Annotated in this window: 13 protein-coding genes and 1 pseudogene; 10 read left to right on the forward strand and 4 right to left on the reverse strand. The window is 72.3% G+C overall.

Features of this window, described 5'->3' with window-relative positions:
• The 7 genes and pseudogenes from IH09_RS01670 (at position 1) to IH09_RS01700 (ending at position 11,545) form a co-directional block, all read left to right on the forward strand.
• Complete coding sequence (locus IH09_RS01670) at positions 1–4,125, forward strand: alpha/beta fold hydrolase (RefSeq protein WP_110952011.1); 4,125 nt, start codon at positions 1–3, stop codon at positions 4,123–4,125.
• Positions 4,118–4,987 carry a 3-hydroxyacyl-CoA dehydrogenase family protein gene (locus IH09_RS01675; RefSeq protein WP_052853448.1) on the forward strand — a complete coding sequence of 290 codons (870 nt, stop codon included), beginning with the start codon at positions 4,118–4,120 and terminating at the stop codon, positions 4,985–4,987. Before IH09_RS01670 ends, IH09_RS01675 begins: the two co-directional genes overlap by 8 nt.
• 41 nt (positions 4,988–5,028) lie before the next feature.
• Positions 5,029–5,322: an acyl carrier protein gene (locus IH09_RS01680; protein ID WP_052853449.1), complete on the forward strand. Its 294-nt coding sequence runs from the start codon at positions 5,029–5,031 to the stop codon at positions 5,320–5,322.
• Positions 5,319–6,455 carry an acyl-CoA dehydrogenase family protein gene (locus tag IH09_RS01685; RefSeq protein WP_052853450.1) on the forward strand — a complete coding sequence of 379 codons (1,137 nt, stop codon included), beginning with the start codon at positions 5,319–5,321 and terminating at the stop codon, positions 6,453–6,455. The genes IH09_RS01680 and IH09_RS01685 overlap by 4 nt, the downstream gene beginning before the upstream one ends.
• A gap of 67 nt (positions 6,456–6,522) precedes the next feature.
• Complete coding sequence (locus IH09_RS01690; protein WP_052853451.1) at positions 6,523–7,623, forward strand: HAD-IIIC family phosphatase; 1,101 nt, start codon at positions 6,523–6,525, stop codon at positions 7,621–7,623.
• A gap of 2 nt (positions 7,624–7,625) precedes the next feature.
• Positions 7,626–10,745 (forward strand): annotated as a pseudogene (locus IH09_RS01695) (type I polyketide synthase); the annotation flags it as partial.
• 14 nt (positions 10,746–10,759) lie between these two features.
• Positions 10,760–11,545: a thioesterase II family protein gene (locus IH09_RS01700; protein ID WP_052853453.1), complete on the forward strand. Its 786-nt coding sequence runs from the start codon at positions 10,760–10,762 to the stop codon at positions 11,543–11,545.
• Positions 11,546–11,606: 61 nt separating this feature from the next.
• Here the strand turns inward: IH09_RS01700 and IH09_RS01705 are convergent, their stop codons facing one another.
• The 3 genes from IH09_RS01705 to IH09_RS01715 form a co-directional block, all read right to left on the reverse strand.
• A complete protein-coding gene (locus IH09_RS01705; RefSeq protein ID WP_205380017.1) occupies positions 11,607–12,029 on the reverse strand; it encodes a hypothetical protein in 423 nt (140 codons plus the stop codon).
• Between the two features lie 547 nt (positions 12,030–12,576).
• Positions 12,577–13,320, reverse strand: a complete 744-nt coding sequence (locus IH09_RS01710; protein WP_052853454.1) for an SDR family NAD(P)-dependent oxidoreductase — start codon at positions 13,318–13,320, stop codon at positions 12,577–12,579.
• 50 nt (positions 13,321–13,370) lie between these two features.
• A complete protein-coding gene (locus IH09_RS01715; protein ID WP_052853455.1) occupies positions 13,371–14,033 on the reverse strand; it encodes a VC0807 family protein in 663 nt (220 codons plus the stop codon).
• Positions 14,034–14,508: 475 nt separating this feature from the next.
• Here IH09_RS01715 and IH09_RS01720 point away from each other — a divergent pair, with 475 nt between their 5' ends.
• Together IH09_RS01720 and IH09_RS01725 are read left to right on the forward strand one after the other, a co-directional pair.
• Positions 14,509–15,822: a histidine kinase gene (locus IH09_RS01720; protein WP_052853456.1), complete on the forward strand. Its 1,314-nt coding sequence runs from the start codon at positions 14,509–14,511 to the stop codon at positions 15,820–15,822.
• On the forward strand, positions 15,762–16,418 hold the full coding sequence (locus IH09_RS01725) for a response regulator transcription factor (RefSeq protein ID WP_052853457.1): 657 nt from the start codon (positions 15,762–15,764) through the stop codon (positions 16,416–16,418). The genes IH09_RS01720 and IH09_RS01725 overlap by 61 nt, the downstream gene beginning before the upstream one ends.
• Before the next feature lie 765 nt (positions 16,419–17,183).
• Here the strand turns inward: IH09_RS01725 and IH09_RS01730 are convergent.
• On the reverse strand, positions 17,184–18,041 hold the full coding sequence (locus IH09_RS01730) for a 3-hydroxybutyryl-CoA dehydrogenase (RefSeq protein WP_052853458.1): 858 nt from the start codon (positions 18,039–18,041) through the stop codon (positions 17,184–17,186).
• A gap of 169 nt (positions 18,042–18,210) precedes the next feature.
• Between IH09_RS01730 and IH09_RS01735 the strand changes: the two genes are divergently transcribed.
• Positions 18,211–19,491, forward strand: a complete 1,281-nt coding sequence (locus IH09_RS01735; protein WP_052853459.1) for a glycoside hydrolase family 10 protein — start codon at positions 18,211–18,213, stop codon at positions 19,489–19,491.
• Positions 19,492–19,495: the final 4 nt, after the last annotated feature.

Genomic DNA, 19,495 nt, shown 5'->3' on the forward strand with positions numbered 1-19,495 from the left:
ATGCGATGGCGGGTGCCCGTGTCGGATTTTGTGGCGCATTCGCGTCTGTGTGAGCCGTTGGCCGAGATGTTGCCGGTTCGTCTGGCGGGGATTCGGCCGGGTAGGGGTGCGGTGCCGTTCTTCTCCACTGTGCGGGGCGATTGGCTGGACGGCAGTCTCCTCGACGGCGGGTACTGGTACGAGAACGTGCGCCGTACTGTCCGCTTCGCTGACGCGGTGACTGCCCTTGCGGCGTCCGGTTACCGCAGCTTCGTCGAGGTCTCCGCACACCCAGTGCTGCTGACCGCCGTCGAGGAAGTCCTCACCCCCCGCGCCGACCTGCCCGACCCGGTGCTTGTCGACACCCTGCGCCGGGAGGACGGCGGTGCGGCAAGGCTGCTCCGCTCCCTCGCCGAGGCACACGTGCACGGCCTGCCCGTCGACTGGACGGCCGCACTGCCCGCCTCCCCGCCGGTCCGCGCCGCCGCCCGGCGCGTCGAACTCCCCACCTACGCCTTCCAGCACCGCCGCTTCTGGCCGCGCCCCAACGGTGCGGGCAGCGCCGCGGGCGCCGCCGAACTCGGCCTGGACCCGCTCGGCCACCCGCTGCTCGGCGCCGCCACGGCGCCCGCCGACGGCGGTGCCCTGGTGCTCAGCGGCAGCCTCTCCACCCGTACCCACCCCTGGCTCACCGACCACACCGTGCACGGCAGCACCCTCCTGCCCGGCGCCGCCTTCGCCGAGATGGCCTTCGCCGCCGCGGGGCGCGTGGGCAGCCCCCGGGTCGAGGACCTCATGCTGCTGGCCCCGCTGCCGCTGCCCGCCGACGCCGGCCCGGTGCGCGTACAGGCCGTGATCGGCGCTCCCGGCGCCGACGGCAGTCGCGAACTCGGCCTCTACTCCAGGCCCGGTGACGCGGGCGACGACCTGCCGTGGACGCGGAACGCCACCGGCCTGCTCGCCCCCACGGACCCGCACGGACCGCCACAGCCACTGCCCGACGCCGACTTCGCCACCTGGCCGCCGCCCGGCGCCGAGCCCGTCCCCGTCGCCCCGGAAGCCTTCTACCGCGCCACCGCCGAAGGCGGCTACCACCTCGGCCCGGTATTCGCGGGGCTGCGTGCCGTGTGGCGGCGCGGCGACGACGTGTTCGCCGAGGTGGCCCTGCCCGACGAGGCCGCTGACGCGGCCCCCGCCTTCGGCGTGCATCCCGCGCTGTTGGACGCCGCCCAGCAGGCCGGGGTGTTCGCCACCGGCGGCTGGGAATCCGGCGAGACCTGGCTCTCCTTCGGCTGGACCGGGCTTGCCCTGCACGCCGTCGGCGCCAAGGCGCTGCGGGTGCGGCTGCGGCAGAACGACAACGGTGCCGGTACCGGCGGGCTTCAGCTGACCGCCGCCGACCTCACAGGAGCGCCGGTCCTGGACATCGAAGCGATCGTGATGCGCCGCGCCGAAGCCGGTGACACCGCAACTGCTGCTGTGGGCCGGGCAGCTGATGCCCTGTTCGCCGTCGAATGGACCCCGGCCCGCGCCACCGGCCGCCCCGACCGGCTGACCTGGGCCGTCATAGGCACCGGCCCGACCGGCATCGCCGCGCGCGCCACCGCCTACGACACCCTGGACACTCTCGCCGCCGCCGTGGCCGCGGGCGCTCCCGCCCCCGACCTGGTCCTTGCCGACGCGTCCGACGGTGCCGCCGCCGTGCTGCCGCTCCTTCAGGACTGGCTGACCGCCGCCGACCTGGAGCCCGCCCGCCTCGTCCTCGTCACCCGCGGCGCCCTCGCCGCCGAACCCGGCGAAGACGTCACCGACCTCGCCGGCGCAGCTGTCTGGGGCCTGGTCCGTTCCGCGCAGTCGGAGAACCCGGACCGCTTCGTACTGGCCGACCTGCCGGCCGACGACACCGACGGCACCGACGACACCGACGACGACGCCCTGTCCGCTCTCGCGGCGGCCCTCGCGGCCCCGGAGCCCGAGGCGGAGCTGGCGATACGTCACGGCGTCGCCCGCACCCGCCGCCTCGTCCGCCCCCGCCCCCTCACCGAACCGGAGCGCGCAGACACCGGCACCACCCCCGGCACCGTCCTCGTCACCGGCGGCACCGGCACCCTGGGCGCCGTCGTCGCCCGGCACCTCGCCACCACCGGCCGCGCCGCCTCCCTCCAGCTGACCAGCCGCTCAGGACCGTCCGCCACCGGTGTCCCGGCGCTCGCCGCAGACCTCGCCGCCCGCGGCACGGCCGTCCGCGTCACGAGCTGCGACGCCGCCGATCCCGCCCAACTCGCCGCCCTGCTGGAACGCGAGAGCGCCCTCACCGGCGTCGTGCACGCCGCGGGCGTACTCGACGACGGCGTGCTCGCCTCCCTCACCCCCGCCCGCATCGAGGGCGTGCTGCGCCCCAAGGCCGACGCCGCACGCCACCTCGACCGGCTCACCCGCCACCGGGCACCCGCCCTCGACCTGTTCGTGCTGTTCTCGTCCGCGGCGGCCGTCCTCGGCGCACCCGGCCAGGGCAACTACGCCGCGGCGAACGCCGTCCTCGACGGCGTCGCGGCCGGCCGCCGTGCGGCCGGGCTGCCCGCCGTCTCCCTCAACTGGGGCCTGTGGGCCGAGGCCAGCGCCATGACGAAGGAGCTGACCGGCGCCGACCGCGCCCGCTTCGGGAGCACCGGCGTCGGCACGCTCGCCACCGCACAGGGCCTGGCCCTGCTCGACCTGGCACTGCGCCGCGACGAGGCACAGCTCGTCCCGGTCCCGCTCGACCTCCCCACGCTGCGGGGCGCCGCCCGCGCCGGAATCAAACTCCCTGCCGTACTGCGCGCCCTGGCGCCCGCCGTACGTAAGGCACACGACGCCGCGTCGGCAGCCACCGCGAGTGGCGCCGCCGGGGCCGAACTGCGCGCCAGGCTCACCGCCGCGCCCTCGCCGGCCGAACGCGAGGCGATCCTCCTCGACACGGTCCGCGAACAGGCCGCGGCCGTCCTCGGCCACACCGACCGGGCCGCCGTCCTCACGGATGCCACCTTCCTGGAACAGGGCCTGAACTCCCTGTCCGCCGTCGAGCTGCGCAACCGGATCGCCCAGGTCACCGGCCTTCGCCTGACCGGCCCGCTGGTCTTCGACCACCCCACACCGACCGAGCTCGCCGCCCACCTGCGGGAGCGCTTCGAGACGGCGCCGGTGCGAGCGGACACGGCGGAGGGCCACGCGAGCCGCTTCGCCCTCCCCGCAGGCGCCCCCTCAGCTCCCCTCGACAGCACGGGTCTCGACCCCCTGGCCACCCTCTACCTCCGTGCGCAGGGTGAAGGCCGGGGTGCCGACGCCATGCACCTGATCACCGGCCTCGCCGCCTTCCGGCCCACTTTCACCGCACCCACCGACCTGGAGCGCATCCCGCCGCTGACCACCCTCACCCGCCGCCCCGACGGCCCCGCCCGTCCCGTCCTCATCTGCCTGCCGTCCTTCGGCGCCACCGCCGACGCCCAAGAGTTCGCGCGCCTCGCCCGCGGCTTCCGCGGCCAACACCAGGTGCTCGCCGCCGCAGTCCCCGGCTTCGCCCCCGGCGAACCGCTGGCGGCGGACCCCGACGCGCTGCTCGACCTCTACGCCGCGACCGTCCTCGCCACCGCCGAAACAGCGGCGCCCGGCACACCGTTCGTGCTCGTCGGTTACTCCTCGGGCGGCCTGACCGCGCACGCACTCGCCGCCCGCCTGGCCGGCCGGGGCCGCGCACCGGCAGCCGTCGTGCTGCTCGACACGTTCATGCCGGAGACCGCGGGCGTCCCCGACGCCCTGCTGGCCGACCTGCCCACCGCCGTCCTCGCCAACAACCGGGGCAGCCGAGGCGCGGGTGGCGTCGGGGGCGACGACTGGCTGACCGCCCTCGCCCACTATTACGCCTTCGACTGGCGCGACCATCTCCCGCACGCCACCGACCTGCCCACCCTGCTCGTCCGCCCCGCCGACGGCCCCGAGGGCCCGAACCCGGCGGTCGATGCGCCATGGGGGCACTCGGACGACGTCACCCCGGTCACCGTGCCGGGCGACCACTTCTCCATGATCGGCGACCACGCCGAGGCCACCGCGCGGGCCGTCGAATCCTGGCTCGCCGCCCACCTCAACAACCAGGACAGGAACGATGACTGACCCCAAGGAGCACCGGTCCGCGCAGCGGCACCGCCTCGCCCTCGTCGGCGCCGGAGTGATGGGCACCAACATCTCCGCCCTCGCTCTGGGCCATGGCCTGGACGTCACCCTCGTCGACGTCGACGACGCGATCCTGGCCGCCGCCCGCACCACCATCCGGCAGAAGCTCAAGCACGCCCAGCTGATGGGCGTGCTCCCGGCCGACCGCCCCCGCGGCACCCTGCGCACCACCACCTCCCTCGCCGACACCGCCGACGCCACCACGGTCATCGAGGCCGTCGTCGAGGTCGCCGAGACCAAGCGCAAGGTGCTGACCGAGGTCTCCGGCCTTGTCGCCCCCGGCACCCTGCTGATCTCCAACACCTCCTGCATACCGGTGGACGAGATGGCGGGCTGGGTCGTCCGCGGCGACGAGCTGGTCGGCGTGCACTTCATGAACCCCTCGTACCTCATCGAGATGGTCGAGGTGATCCGCGGCACCGCCACGAGCGAGGCCACGATGGACAAGGTCACAGCCGTCCTGACCGCGCTCGGCCGCAAGTTCCTGGTGATCAACGACGCGCCCGGCTTCGTCATCAACCGGCTGCTGCACCCGCTGATCAACCGCGCCGCGATGCTCGTGCAGGAGGGCGTCGCATCGGCCGAAACCGTCGACGGCCTGCTCGAAGGCTGCCTCGGCCACTCCACGGGGCCGCTGCGCACCGCCGACCTGATCGGCATCGACAACCTGGTCGACTCGTTGCGCGTACTGCACGAACGCACCGGCGACCCCGAGTGCGACCCCTGCGACCTGATGCTGCAAAAGGTCCGTGACGGCCACCACGGCCGCAAGACGGGCCACGGCTTCTACGACTACCGCTGACCGGGCCTCGCCCGATCCCTCACGACACGAAAGAGCTCACCATGACCACCATGAACCCCGGCATCGACGCCGCCGGCGTCGAGAAGCAGCTGATCGCCTTCCTCGCCGAGCGCACCGGCGCCGAACCCGCCCCCGAGCAGGACCTGTTCGACGCGGGCCTGGTCTCCTCCATGTTTGCCATGCAGCTGGTGGTGCACCTGGAGGACGAGTACGACATCGAGATCGTCGGCCCCGAACTGTCCATGGACAACTTCCGCAGCGTGCGCGCCATGTCCGCCCTGGTACTTCGCCTGCGCGACAGCGAGGGCGAGGGCGAGAGCGACAGAGAGATATGAGCAACCCCACCGCGATCGGCTCGACCGTGATCGACACCGCTGAGATCGACGCCCTCATCGGCGACGGGCCCGCCGCCTGGGACGCCGCGGGCCGTATCCCCGTCGAACTGCTGCGCAAGCTCGGCGCGAGCGGCGTGCTGTGCGCCGAGGTCCCGGCCCGCTTCGGCGGGCCGGGTGCCGACCCCCTCGCCAATGGCGCGCTCACCGCCCACGTCGGCGCCCTGTGCAGCTCGCTGCGGAGCATCATGACGGTGCAGGGCATCGCCGCCGCCGCGATCCGCCGCTTCGGCGACCGCGAACAGCGCCGCCGCCTCCTCGCCGATCTGACGAGCGGCCGCCTTGCCGCCGTCGCTTTCAGCGAACCCGGCGCCGGCTCCGACCTCAGCGGCATGGCCACCCGTATCCGCCCGGTCGGCGACGGCAGCGGCGACGTCCTGGTCACCGGCGAGAAGATGTGGATCACGGGTGCGGCCTACGCCGACGTCATCCTGGTGCTCGGCCTGCACGGCGAGGGCCCCGACGGCGCCGCCGTAGTGGTCCCCACCGACGCCCCCGGTGTCACCGTCGAACCCGTCCCCAACCCGCTCGGCTGCCGCGCCGCCACGCACTGCCGGGTGCTGCTCGACGAGGTCAGGCTCCCCGCGGAGACCGTACTCGGCGGTGGCCGCCAGCCGCTCCCGCTGCTGTTCACCACCGCTCTCTCCTACGGCCGGATGTCGGTCGCCTGGGGCTGCGTCGGTATCCTGCGTGCCTGCCTTGCGGCCGCCACCGCGGATGCCCGCTCCCGTGAGCAGGGTGGCGTCCGCAGCGCCGACCACCAGCTGGTGGCCCGGCACATCGCCGAGCTCTACACCTCCGAGCGCATCGCCGCACAGGTCTGCCGCTATGCGAGTGAGCAGTGGCAGCGCGGCGCCACCGACATGGGCGTGGCCGCGGTCCTCGCCAAGCAGGTCGCCGCCACCCACGCGGCCCGCGGCGCCGCCGTCGCCGTCCAGGTCCTCGCCTCCCGCGGCTACACCGACGACCACGTGGTGGCCCGCGCCTACCGCGACGCCAAGGCCATGGAGCTGATCGAGGGCAGCACCGAGATCTCCCAGCTGATCCTTGCCCAGCACGCGCTCGACACGACCTGACGCAGCGTCACGCAACCCCGCAGCATCACGCAGCACCACCACACTTGCCACCACGAAGGAGCCACCCGTGTCCGACGAGCCGACCCTCGTCAAGTGCCTGGTCTGGGACCTGGACAACACCTTGTGGCGGGGCACCCTCCTGGAGGACCCCGAGGTCGACCTGCCCGAGGAGATCCGCCGAACCATCGTCGAACTCGACGCCCGCGGCATCCTCCAGTCCGTGGCCAGCAAGAACGACCACGACCACGCCTGGGAACGCCTGGAAGCCCTCGGCATCGCCGAGTATTTCGTGCTGCCGCAGATCGGCTGGCATGCCAAGTCCCAGTCCGTGAAGGAGATCGCCGGCCAGCTGAACTTCGCGATGAAGACGATCGCCTTCATCGACGACCAGCCCGCCGAGCGCGCCGAGGTCACCCACCACCACGGCGAGGTGCGCTGCTACGACGCCGAGCAGGCCACCGCCCTGACCGGGCTGCCCGAGTTCAGCCCCGCCGCCGTCACCGTCGACGCCGCCCGCCGCCGCTCGATGTACCAGGCGGGCTTCCGCCGCACCGCCGAGCGTGAGTCCTTCTCCGGCCCGGACGAGGAGTTCCTGCGCTCCCTCGAACTGGTCATGGAGATCGCGCCGGCCGACGAGGAGAACCTCTCCCGTGTCGAGGAGCTCACCCTCCGTACCAGCCAGATGAATGCCACCGGCGTCCACTACTCCGACGCCGACCTGCGGGCCCTGCTCGCCGACCCGGAGCATGAGGTCCTTACCGTCACCCTCACCGACCGCTTCGGCCCGCACGGCGCCGTCGGCGTGCTGCTGCTCGGCTACCACGAGCAGTTCTGGCACCTGAAGCTGCTCGCCACCTCGTGCCGGGTGGTGTCCTTCGGCGCGGGCTCCGTGCTGCTCAACTGGCTGATCAGCGAGGCGGCGAGGGCAGGGGTCCACCTGGCCGCCGACTTCCGCCGCACCGACCGCAACCGGATGATGGACATCGCCTACCGCTTCGCGGGGTTCACCGACGACAGCTGCGACTGCCTCGCCACCCTCGACGACGACAGCGCCGCCGACCGCGCGGGCATCGAGTTCCGCCACCTCGTCGCCGAGCCCCGCCCCGCGCCCACCACCATGCGCGTCGCCGCCACGGCCCTCACACCGGCAAGAGGGGCGTCCGCATGACCGAGCCCCTGGCCGTCGTCGGCATGGCCTGCCGCTACCCCGGCGGCATCGCATCGCCCGAGGACCTGTGGCAGGCCCTGACCGAGCGCCGCACCGTCGCGGGCCCCTTCCCCACCAACCGTGGCTGGGACCTCGACGCGCTGCGCAGCGGCGGCCGCTCCGCCGCCGACCGCGGCGGATTCCTGGACGACGCGGGCGGGTTCGACGCCGAGTTCTTCGGCCTCTCCCCGCGTGAGGCCGAGGCCATGGACCCGCAGCAGCGCCTCGCCCTCGAAACCTCCTGGGAAGCCCTGGAACGCGCCGGGCTCGACCCGACCGCCCTCCACGGCTCCCGCACGGGCGTCTTCCTCGGCGCCGAGGCCCGGCCTTACGGTCCGCGCCTGCACCAGGCCGCCGCCGACCTCGCGGGGCCGCTGTTCACCGGCACCGCCCCGAGCATCATCAGCGGACGTGTCTCCTACGCGCTCGGCCTGCGCGGACCCGCCCTGACCGTGGACACCTCCGCGTCCAGCTCACTGGTGGCGCTGCACCTGGCGGTCGGTGCGCTGCGCCGCGGTGAGTGTGAACTCGCCCTTGCGGGCGGTGTGTCCGTGATGACCACGCCCTACTACTACGTGGCCTTCAGCGCGCTGCGCGGCCTTGCCCCGGACGGCCGCTGCAAACCGTTCTCGGCGGACGCGGACGGCACCGCTTGGTCCGAAGGCGCCGGCATGCTGGTCGTCGAACGCCTGGAGCGGGCCCGCCGCCTCGGCCACCGGGTGCTCGCCGTGATCCGCGGCTCCGCCGTCAACTCCGACGGCGCGAGCCAGAGCCTCACCGCCCCCAACGGCGACGCCCAGCGCGACGTCATCCACGCGGCCCTCGCCGACGCGGCCCTGACGCCCGCCGACATCGACGCCGTCGAGGCACACGGCACGGGGACGCGCCTCGGCGACCGGGTCGAGGCGGGCGCCTTGCTGGCCGCCTACGGCGCGGACCACACTGAGCAGCACCCGCTTCTGGTCGGCTCCGTGAAATCCAACCTCGGCCACACCCTGTCCGCTGCGGGCGCCGCGGGCGTCATCAAGACGATCCTCGCCTTCCGGCACGGCACCCTCCCCGAGTCCCTGCACATCACCGCCCCCACCCCCGCCGTCGACTGGTCGAGCGGTGCCGTCCGGCTCGTCACCGAGCCGACCCCCTGGCCCGGGACCGCACACCCGCGGCGCGCGGGCGTCTCGGGCTTCGGCATCGGCGGCACCAACGCCCACCTCGTCCTTGAGGAGCCCCCCGCCGGACCGGCCCTTGCCGATCCGGCTCCCGCCCCCGTGCCCACCGGCAGTGTGCTGCGCACCGACCGCGCCGCCACCCCCTGGCTCCTCTCCGCCCGTACCCCCGCGGCCCTGGCCGCCCAGGCCGACCGCCTGGCCCCACACCTCGACCTCCACCCGGACGTCCCGTACCAGGACGTCGCCCACTCCCTCGCCACCACCCGCGCCGCCCTCGAACACCGTGCGGTCCTGCTCGGCCCCGACCCGCGCACCGGCCTCGCGGCCCTTGCCGCCGGCCGCCCCGCCGCCGCCGTTCTCACCGGCGAGGTCCACCCCGAAGGTCCCGGAAAAACGGTGTTCGTCTTCCCGGGGCAGGGCTCGCAGTGGGTGGGTATGGGGCGTGAACTGGCAGAGTGCTCACCGGTGTTCGCCGCTCGCCTCGCGGAGTGCGCGGCTGCTCTCGCTCCGTACGTGGAGTGGGAGCTGGCCGACGCTCTGGCCGGCCGCCATGGCTTCGAGGCCGCCGATGTGGTGCAGCCGGCGCTGTGGGCGGTGATGGTGTCCCTGGCCGCCGTGTGGCAGGCCGCCGGGGTCCGGCCCGATGCCGTGGTCGGGCACTCGCAGGGCGAGATTGCGGCGGCTGCCGTCGCCGGGATCCTCTCCCTCGACGATGCCGCCAAAGTCGTCGCGCTGCGCAGCAAGACGCTGACGGCCCTGGCGGGGCGCGGTGGCATGATGGCCGTCGAACAGGCCGCCACCACCGTGCGCGGGTGGATCGCGGCGTACGGCGACCGGCTGGCCATCGCCGCCGTCAATGGGCCGACCGCCACCGTGATTTCGGGCGAGACACAGGCGCTGCGTGCCCTCGCGGACGAGCACGCCGATACCCGTACCCGGACCCTCCCCGTCGACTACGCCTCGCACAGCGCCCACGTGGACGAGCTGCGCGAGGAGATCCTGACGGCGCTGGAGGGCATCGCCCCGTGCGAGACGTCGGTTCCGATGATCTCCGCCCTGACCGGCAAAGACATCAACGGCCCCGAACTCGACGCCGCCTATTGGTATGCCGGCCTGCGCGAAACGGTGGAGTTCGACGGTGCCGTCCGCGCCCTGGCCGACACCGGCCACGGCACCTTCGTCGAAATATCCCCGCACCCGGTCCTCACCACTGCCCTCGCCGCGAGGGCCCGGCTCGCGGTCGGCACCCTGCGCCGCGATGACGGCGGCCCCGACCGTCTCCTCGCCTCGCTCGCCGAGGCATACGTCCACGGCGCGCCTGTCGACTGGGCCACCGTCATCCCCGTCACCCGCACCGTCGACCTCCCCACCTACGCCTTCCAGCGCACCCACTACTGGCTCCTCGACGACCACGCCGCCCCGGCCGTGCCCGCGGCCCCTCTTCCGGAACCCGCCCCTGCTGCCCCCGCCCGCGCCTTCGACCACCTCGGGCTCCTTGACCTCATCCGCTCCCACGCGGCCGCCGTCCTCGGCCACGCGGATGCCCGCACCGTGCATCCGACGCGCACCTTCAAGGCGCAGGGTTTCGACTCCGTGACCTCCGTCGAACTCCGTAACCGCCTCACCGCGGCCACCGGCCTCGACCTGCCCCCGACCCTCGTCTACGAGCACCCGTCACCCACCGCCCTCGCCCACCACCTCCTGGACGAACTCCGCCCGGCTGACCCCTTGGTGGCGGCCCTCGACACCCTTGAACCGCTGCTCGCCGCCGCCTCGGGCCCCGCCGGGGCCCAGGCGCGCACCCGTTTGGCGGCCCTCCTCGGAAAGTCCCGCCCGAACCCCCTCGGCGACACCACCGACGAGGACCTCTTCGCCCTCATCGACACCGAGCTCGGCCTCGACCGAGACCACTGAACGGAGCACCCGCGATGCCCGACGCGATCGACGACAGCCTCTGGCTCCGCCGCTACCGCCAGACCGACGCGGTCCCCGCCGCCCGCCTGGTCTGCTTCCCGCACGCGGGCGGCACCGCCCCCTTCTACCGGCCCGTGGCCTTCGCCCTGCGCACCGCCGACCGTGTCGACGTCCTCGCCGTCCAATACCCGGGCCGCCAGGACCGCCGCCGCGAGGACCCTGTCACCGACCTGCGGGAACTCGCCGCCCGCAGCGCCGAAGTCCTTGCCCGCCAGCAGCCGGACCTCCCCTTCGTCCTCTTCGGCCACAGCATGGGTGCCTGCGTCGCCTTCGAGGTGGCCCGCCGTTTGGAGGCCGAGGGGCGCCCGCCCGCCCGGCTCTTCGTCTCCGGCCGCCGCGGCCCCGCCGTCGTCCAGGATGCGGCCGCCGCCGTGCACGGCCTGGACGACGACGCGATCATCGCCGAGATCCGCCGCCTCAACGGCTCGGCCTCCATGGTCCTCGACGACCCCGACCTGATGGCCGCCGCCCTGCCATCGCTCCGTGCCGACTACCGCGCCATCGAGACGTACCGCGCCGGCCCGACCGATGCCGTCTCCTGCCCGATCACCGTCCTGACCGGTGACCGCGACCCCAAGACCACCGTGGCCGAGGCCGAGGAATGGCGCGCTCACACCACCGGCGCCTTCGACCTGCACGTCTTTCCCGGCGGCCACTTCTACCTCACCGATCAGATGCCGGCCGTCCTCGACATTCTCGACCGCCATCTCACCACTGTGACGGCCACTGCGCCCGCGTGAAACGAAGGGGCCGGGCCCGGCACACTCACACCGGACCCGGCCCGCACGCGCTGACCTTCGTTCAGCGGAACAGCTGGCGCACCCGCCGCCCGTAGATGATCGACATCACGCGGAGCAGGACGAGCCCGCAGGCGCCCTGCTCAATCTTCATCCACATCGGGATCGAGTCCGGCAGCGCGAGAAACACGACGATTACCGGCACCATGATCGTCACCGCGATCCGGAGCCGCAGCAGCCCCTTGGGGCTGCCCTTCGCCGCGGAGGAAGCGAAGCCGTACATCAGCAGCGAAGTGAAGGCGACGATAATGCCGCGGACCCAGACGGTGGGTGTCACCAGATCGTGATTGTCCTGCAGCATCACCGTCGCGCCGACGGTTGCCAGGCTGAGGACGATATAGATCAGAACGAGCATTTTCACGTTCCGAAACACGGACTTGCGCTCAAGCTGCGAGCCGGCTTCGGAAGTCGAGTTGGTGTTCTGCAAGGTGACTCCTTTTATGTATCGGTGGGGGATTTCGCTATGGAGGGCGCCCCCGATCTCAGAGGGCTTCGGTGTCCCAAGTCGGAAGCAGGGGTGCGGAGTTGCTGCTTATATGCAGGCGGCAATTATTCCCAGCTCCCGTACCCCGGTCAAGCGGAGGCGCCCTTTCTCGGGGGATCCAAGGGTTATCTTTGAATCATTCCCGGAGACCCCTCAGGGGTTCCCGCCGAAACCCCTGTCAGGGGGCAGCTCTTACGTGTGGGTAGCCCGCGGTATACGCCGGGAATGCCGTGTCGAGACGTGGACCGATATGTGCGCGGGCGGAATCCCGATCGGTGCTTTATGCCCTGCCACCGCTGGTCGTCGAGGAGTTGGCGGCGGCTCCTGTCGCGCGACGGAAAGCATGTGCGAAATGGGGCGGTGCGAGGAGACGTTCAACTCCCTCGACAACTACATGTGGAGGGTGCAATGCGCATGGGGCCTGGCCGGGCCTCACCGAGCATCTTCTCTTGTGCAGCGAGGTGCGGCGCGTCGGTGGATTTTGCGAAGTTCAGGCGCCGGTCCGCACCAGTTCGAACTTCGGGAAGGACACCGGGTCCGGGGCACGGCCCGCCTGAAGCACGTACGCACGCCCCGCCTCCTCGCCCGCCGCGATCTCGGCAACCGACGCCGCGATCTCGGCGGGCTGCGCCACGGCGAAGCCCTCGCCGACGAGGTAGTCAACGGTCTCCGCCGGCAGGAGCGACGTACGGACGAACCCCGGGCAGATCGCGTTGATCCGCACCCCCTTCTCCTGCCACGTCGGCGCCAGCGAGCGGACCAGTCCGATCACTCCGTGCTTGGTCGCCGCGTACACCGGGTCGAAGGTCACCGCCGAGGCCCCGGCCATACTGGAGGTCACCACCAGCGAGCCCCCGCCGTGCGCGGCCAGCGCCGGCAGCGCCGCATGCAGCCCGAACATCACGCCGTGCAGGTTCACCGCCAGCACCCGGTGCTGCCGCTCCGTGTCGTAGTCGTCCTCCGCGAACCCGCCGCCGTCGCCGACCCCGGCGTTCAGGTGCACCAGGTCCAGCCCGCCGTAGGTCTCCACGGCGGTGGCGATCAGCGCCAGGTTGTCCGCCTCCCGCGTGGTGTCGGTACGGACGAACAGCCCGCCGACTTCCTTGGCGACGGCCTCGCCGCCCGCCTTGTCGATATCCGCCACGACCACGTGCGCCCCGAGCCCGCCGAAGTGCCGCGCCACCGCCGCGCCGATCCCGCTCGCCGCACCCGTGACTACCACGACCTGTGCCATGTCCTCTGTCCCTCCGCGATCTTGAAATTCTGAGCGACCTGATGGTCTGGTCAGGACGCCGTGGCCGACTCGTTGCGGATGGCGGCCACCCTGTCCGGCTTCCGCCCATAGCGCCGGCTGAAGGTCTCCAACACCACGAACAGCACCACGTACTGGAGCGTGGTCACCACCATCACCGAGTCGACGGGCAGCGTGTACGCGAGCACCACCCGCACCACCGAGTCCAGCAGCAGACCGATGCCCCAGACCACCGTCAGCCGTCGCATCAGGTGGCGGAAGGACGGCGAGTTCTGCCACTGGCCTGCCACCTGCGCGCGCCTCTCCCCCCTCGCCACCGATGACACGATCCGGTAGATGATCGGCCGACCGCGCAGCGTGGCCAGGAACGCCAGCCCGACGACCCCCGTCATCCAGCCGTCCTTGGCGAACATGAACCGCGGGCTCCCCGAGATCGCCGACAGCGCCGCGCCCAGGGCCACCATGGCGAGCACCAGGATGCCGAGCGCCCCGATGCGTCGCTCCCGCACCACCGTCAGCAACGCTTCCAGCACCGGCGGAACAGCACTCGCCAGCACTGCCCACCACAGACCGACCCCAGCCGCTCGCAGGCCGTAGAACACGGCCAGCGGCGCGGCGACGTTCAACCCCAGGCTCTGCAGCAGCGGCCCGTTCGACGATCTCGCGTGCTCGTTCACGATGCCCATCCCGGTCATGCCCTTCCCCCCCGTCCGCGTCCGTCCTTGATGTCTTCGAGGCTACGGAGCTGCGGTATCGCGAACACTGGGCTCAGCTCCCGAGGAGGGGTGGGGCTAGACCCACCCCCCGTGCGGGGCCTGGGCGCATGTCGCCGGCCCTCCGGCCCTGCCACGATGGGTGAACTCGTTCCGCACGCGGCCGGGTTCGGTCGGGAAGCAGACCGCACGCTCGGCCGATGCCCGGTCGATCCCGGCGCAGTACGCGTTCCGGGGCAGCGCCACAGCTATCCTCGTGCCTGTCCGCGACAGGCCGGTGACAAAGCTGATCCCGGGGCAGTCGCTGACCGGCGCTCCGCGGCGCGGCCCGCTGCGCCGGTCGACTGCTCCCGAAGAGCCGGGGGCGGCGGTGCCATGCGGGCCCTCAACGGACGGCCACCACCCCGCCTCTCATCGCGAACCCCGCTACGGGGCCCGTAACAGAAAGGGTCCGCCAGTGACCACGACCGCCGGAGGCGTCGTCGGCACCGCCCTGCGCAGCCTCGGGCAGCGCCACCGCGAACTCGGGTACTGCTGGGTGGTCGGCTGGTGCAGCCCTGCGGCCTTCGCGATGCTGCTCGTCGGCCTCCTGGCCCAACTTGTCGCGAACGGCAACGCCGAGCACGGCTGGGTGCGCGCGGTGCGCAAGCTGACCGACACCTACCGCAAGCTCCCCGAGCGCTGGGGCGGCAGCGTCATCCCCAGCCCCCGTCTCCGGGACCGCCCGCTCCGCGAGGACCCGGCCAACCGCCGCGACCTGTTCTTCCTCGCACTGGAGCCACTGGTGGCCCTGGTGGTGCTGTTCGCCCCCAATATGATGGCTTGGTACGGCCTGTTCGGCCTGTTCGCCCCGGGCATCGCCGCGTTCTTCGGCAGCCACCACGGCATGTTCTACGGTGCGGTGTTCAACTCGCCGGTCGCGGCGCTGCCCGGCGGCCTCGCCCTCTACTACGCCGCGCTGCGGCTGGCCGGCCCGGCCTCCCGACTGCACGCCCACCGGTGGCTGCCCCGGCTGCTCGCCCCGGCTCCGTCCGTCGCCGCCGAGATGGAGCGCCGCCGGCTGGCCGAGCGGGTCGAGGAGCTGACCGAGACCCGCACCACGACCGTGGACAGCCGCGAGGCGGAACTGCGCCGCATCGAACGTGACCTGCACGACGGTGCGCAGGCCCGGCTGGTGGCGATAGGTCTCGCCCTCGGCACGGTCGACGCGCTGCTGGAGACGGACGTGGAGCGGGCGCGCGAGATGGTGCGGCAGGCGCGGGACAGCTCGGCGCGCGCGCTGACGGAGCTGCGCGACCTGGTGCGCGGCATCCGCCCGCCGGTGCTGGCCGAGCGCGGGCTGGTCGACGCGCTGCGCGCGCTCGCCCTGGACGCCCCGCTACAGGCCGAGGTCGACGCCGAAGGGCTGACGAGCCGTCCGGACGGGCCGATCGAGACAGCGCTGTACTTCGCCGTCGCCGAGCTGCTGACCAATGCCGCCCGGCACGGGGATGCGGCGCACGCCCGCGTCGAACTGAGCCACGCAGACGGAGTGCTGCGCTGCACGGTGTGGGACGACGGGCGCGGGGGCGCTCATGAGGAGGCGGGACCCGAGCTCGGGCCGGGTGGCAGCGGGCTGCGCGGGATCCGTCGCCGCCTGTCGGCCTTCGACGGTAATGTGGACATCGAGAGTCCGGCCGGAGGCCCGACCCTGGTGATGATGGAGCTGCCTTGCGTGTTGTCCTCGCGGAAGACCTCTTCCTCCTCCGAGAGGGGCTCTGCAACCTCTTGACGGCGCACGGTTTCACCGTCGTCGCCGCTGTGGCCAGCGGGCCGGAACTGCGGCGGGCGCTGGCCGAGGAGGAACTGGACGTCGCCGTGGTGGACGTACGGCTTCCTCCCACTTTCACCGACGAGGGCATGCAGGCGGCGCTGGAGGCCCGGCGCGAGCGGCCGGGGCTGCCCGTGCTGGTGCTCTCACAGCATGTCGAACAACTGTACGCACGTGAGCTGTTGGGCGATGGCGCAGGGGGGATCGGATACCTGCTCAAAGACCGGGTGCTCGGCGCCGAGGAGTTCGTGGAATCCGTACGACGGGTGGCGGGCGGCGGCACCGCGATGGACCCGGAGGTCGTGACCAAACTGCTGGGCGGCCGTCGCCGCGACGACCCGCTCGCCATGCTCACGCCGCGCGAACGAGAGGTGTTGGCCCTGATGGCCGAGGGTTGCTCCAACGCCGCCATCGCCGCACGGCTGTTCGTCAGCGAAAGCGCCGTCGGCAAGCACTCGGCCAGCATCTTCAGCAAGCTCGGCATCAGCGTCTCCGACGACACCAACCGCCGGGTGCTGGCGGTGCTGGCATACCTGAACGGGTCCGTCCACCCCTGATCCACACACCAGAGCTCCGCCGCCCGGCGATTGACGTGTAGTGATGCAGCGCCAGGACGGCTTGAACGAGCACTGCTTCGCTCGATAGGCCACCGCGCAGCCCGACGACCCTGTCCGCGTACGCCCTTCACCCGTGGAGAGCAATCATCGGGCAAGTCGCATCCGGACCGTACGAAGCCGCCGAGCGGTGGTTGACCTGACGACCGAGCACCAGTCGACAACGCCTTGTCGGCGATGTGCCCCGAGAGCTCGTCACACGATCAGGAGCGTGATTTCTTGAGGCGTCTCCCGCAGATGGGGCTGCGGGCGAGGGAGCCGAAGGCGTGGTGGAGTTCGGTGCGGGGTTCCCATCGGGTGGCGAGGAGTGGGAAGCGGTGGAGCGGGGCGAAGGCCTGCTCGACGACGTAGCGGAGCCGATGCTCGGCGCCAGAACGTCAGCGGGGTGTCAGGCAGCAGGGGCAGGGTTTTTGTGGGGTCGCCGGGGTGCGGTCGATCCGCTGCCGTGATCCGAGGGTGGGACAGGGAAGCCGGGTATGGGTGTGATCAGCAATGACAGGTCAGGGACTGGCCCAACAGCTGGAGGCGCCGCCGTGCTGGGTTACATCCCTCGTGCGAGCCAACCCTGGATTGGTGCGGCTGCGTGGGCGAGGGGCCGGCGGAGGGTGTGAGTCGCGCGAGCGTAGTGCCGCAATCGGCGCTGCTTCAAGTGAACTCCCCCTGAAGCAGCGCCACTTGGCGGCGCCACCATACGTACGTGGTTGCGCCCTAGTACGAGTAGAACCCCGACCCGCTCTTCCGCCCCAGCCGCCCCGCGTCCACCATCCGCTGGAGCAGCGGGGGAGCGGCGTAGAGGGGCTCCTTGTACTCCTCGTACATCGAGGCGGCGACCGAGGCCACGGTGTCCAGGCCGATCAGGTCGGAGAGCTTGAGCGGGCCCATCGGGTGGGCGCAGCCCAGTTCCATGCCGTTGTCGATGTCCTCCCGGCTGGCCATCCCGGACTCGAACATCCGGATCGCGGAGAGCAGGTACGGGATGAGCAGGGCGTTCACGACGAAGCCCGAGCGGTCCTGGGCGTGGATCGCGTGCTTGCCCAGGACGTCCTGCACCAGCGCCTCGGCGCGCTTGACGGTGTCCTCGCCGGTGGTCAGGGCGGGGATCAGCTCGACGAGCTTCTGCACCGGTGCCGGGTTGAAGAAGTGGATGCCGATGACCTGGTCGGGACGGGAGGTCGCGACCGCCAGCTTCACCAGCGGGATCGACGAGGTGTTGGACGCCAGGATCGCGTCCGGCCGGGTCACCACCTGGTCGAGGACCTGGAAGATCTCGGTCTTGACCTGCTCGCTCTCCACCACGGCCTCGATGACGAGGTCGCGGTCGGCGAACTCCCCGAGGTCGGTGGTGAAGCTGAGCCGGCCGAGTGTCGCATCGCGCTCCGCGGCAGTGATCTTGCCGCGCTCGGCGGCCTTGCCGAGGGAGTTGGTCAAACGGGTGCGCCCCAGCTCCAGGGCCTCGCCGGTGGTCTCCGCGACCATGACGTTCAGCCCGGCGCGGGCGCACACCTCGGCGATGCCTGCGCCCATCTGGCCACAGCCGACCACTCCGACGCGTTCGATGTCCGTCACCTCGTGCCTTTCGCTGATCTTCAGGACCGGCGGTCGGCCGTAAGGGTGCGGCGTCCGCCTCGCTCCCGACGTTACCCGGCACGGTCCTGTGCACCGGGGGCCGGGGCGGGCATGCTGAGCCGATAGGACGCGCCAGGACGGGATGAACCGGACAAGCTGGGGGCTTTCCATGCGAGGGATCACACGAAGAGGGTTCGCGGCGACGGCGCTGGGCGCGGCCTCGGCACTGCTCGCCGCGGGCGAGGCGGTGGCCGCCGCGGGTGAGGCGGCGGCCGAGGGGAGGGCCCCGGCCGGTCAGGGGGGCCGGCCGCGCCGCGACGTCCGCGGTATGTGGCTGGCGACGGTCGCCAATCTGGACTGGCCCTCCCGGCCGGGCCTGCCGCCCGCCGCGCAGCAGGCCGAGCTGCTGGCCCGCTTCGACGCCGCCGTCGCGCACCGGCTGAACGCGGTGTTCTTCCAGGTGCGGCCCACCGCGGACGCCCTGTGGCCCTCCCGCTACGAACCGTGGGCGGAGTGCCTGACCGGGCAGCAGGGCCGCGACCCGGGCTGGGACCCGCTGGGTTTCGCGGTCCGCGAGGCGCACCGGCGCGGGCTGGAGCTGCACGCCTGGTGCAATCCGTACCGCGTGGCCAACCACACCGATCCGGGCCGGCTGGTGCCCGGCCACCCGGCGCGGCGGCACCCCGGCTGGGCGCTGCCGTACGGCGGGAAGCTCTACTACAACCCGGGGCTGCCGGAGGTCCGCCGCTTCGTACAGGACGCGATGCTGGACGCGGTACGCCGCTACGCCGTCGACGGGATCCACTTCGACGACTACTTCTATCCGTATCCGGTCGCGGGCCAGACCTTCGACGACGACGCGGCGTACGCGGCGCACGGCGCGGGCTTCCCGGACCGCGCCGACTGGCGGCGGAACAACATCGACCGGCTGATCCGGGAGATGTCGCACCGGACCGCCGAGGCCGGGCGGCGGGCGGGGCGCCGGGTGCGGTTCGGCGTCAGCCCGTTCGCCGTCTGGCGCAATCACACGACCGACCCGGCGGGCTCCGCGACCCGGGCGGGGGTGCAGACCTACGACGACCTGTACGCCGACACCCGGCGGTGGGTGCGCGAGGGCTGGATCGACTACATCGTGCCGCAGGTGTACTGGAACATCGGCTTCCCGGCCGCCGACTACGCCGAGCTGGTGCCCTGGTGGTCGCGGACCGTGGCCGGCACCGGTGTGGACCTCTACATCGGCGAGGCCCTGTACAAGGCGGGCGATCCGGCGCAGCCGGCCGCCTGGCAGGACCCGGCCGAACTCTCCCGCCACCTCACCTTCGCCCACGGCTACCCGCAGGTCGGCGGCCATGTCTACTTCGCCGCGACGGATGTGGCCGAGGACCGGGTGGGCGCGCTGGCGCGGGTCGTCAGCGACCACTACGGCGGCCCGGCGCGGCCGTCGGTGTGAGACC

It is taken from the genome of Streptomyces celluloflavus, assembly GCA_000720995.1.
GTDB classification, from domain to species: domain Bacteria; phylum Actinomycetota; class Actinomycetes; order Streptomycetales; family Streptomycetaceae; genus Streptomyces; species Streptomyces celluloflavus.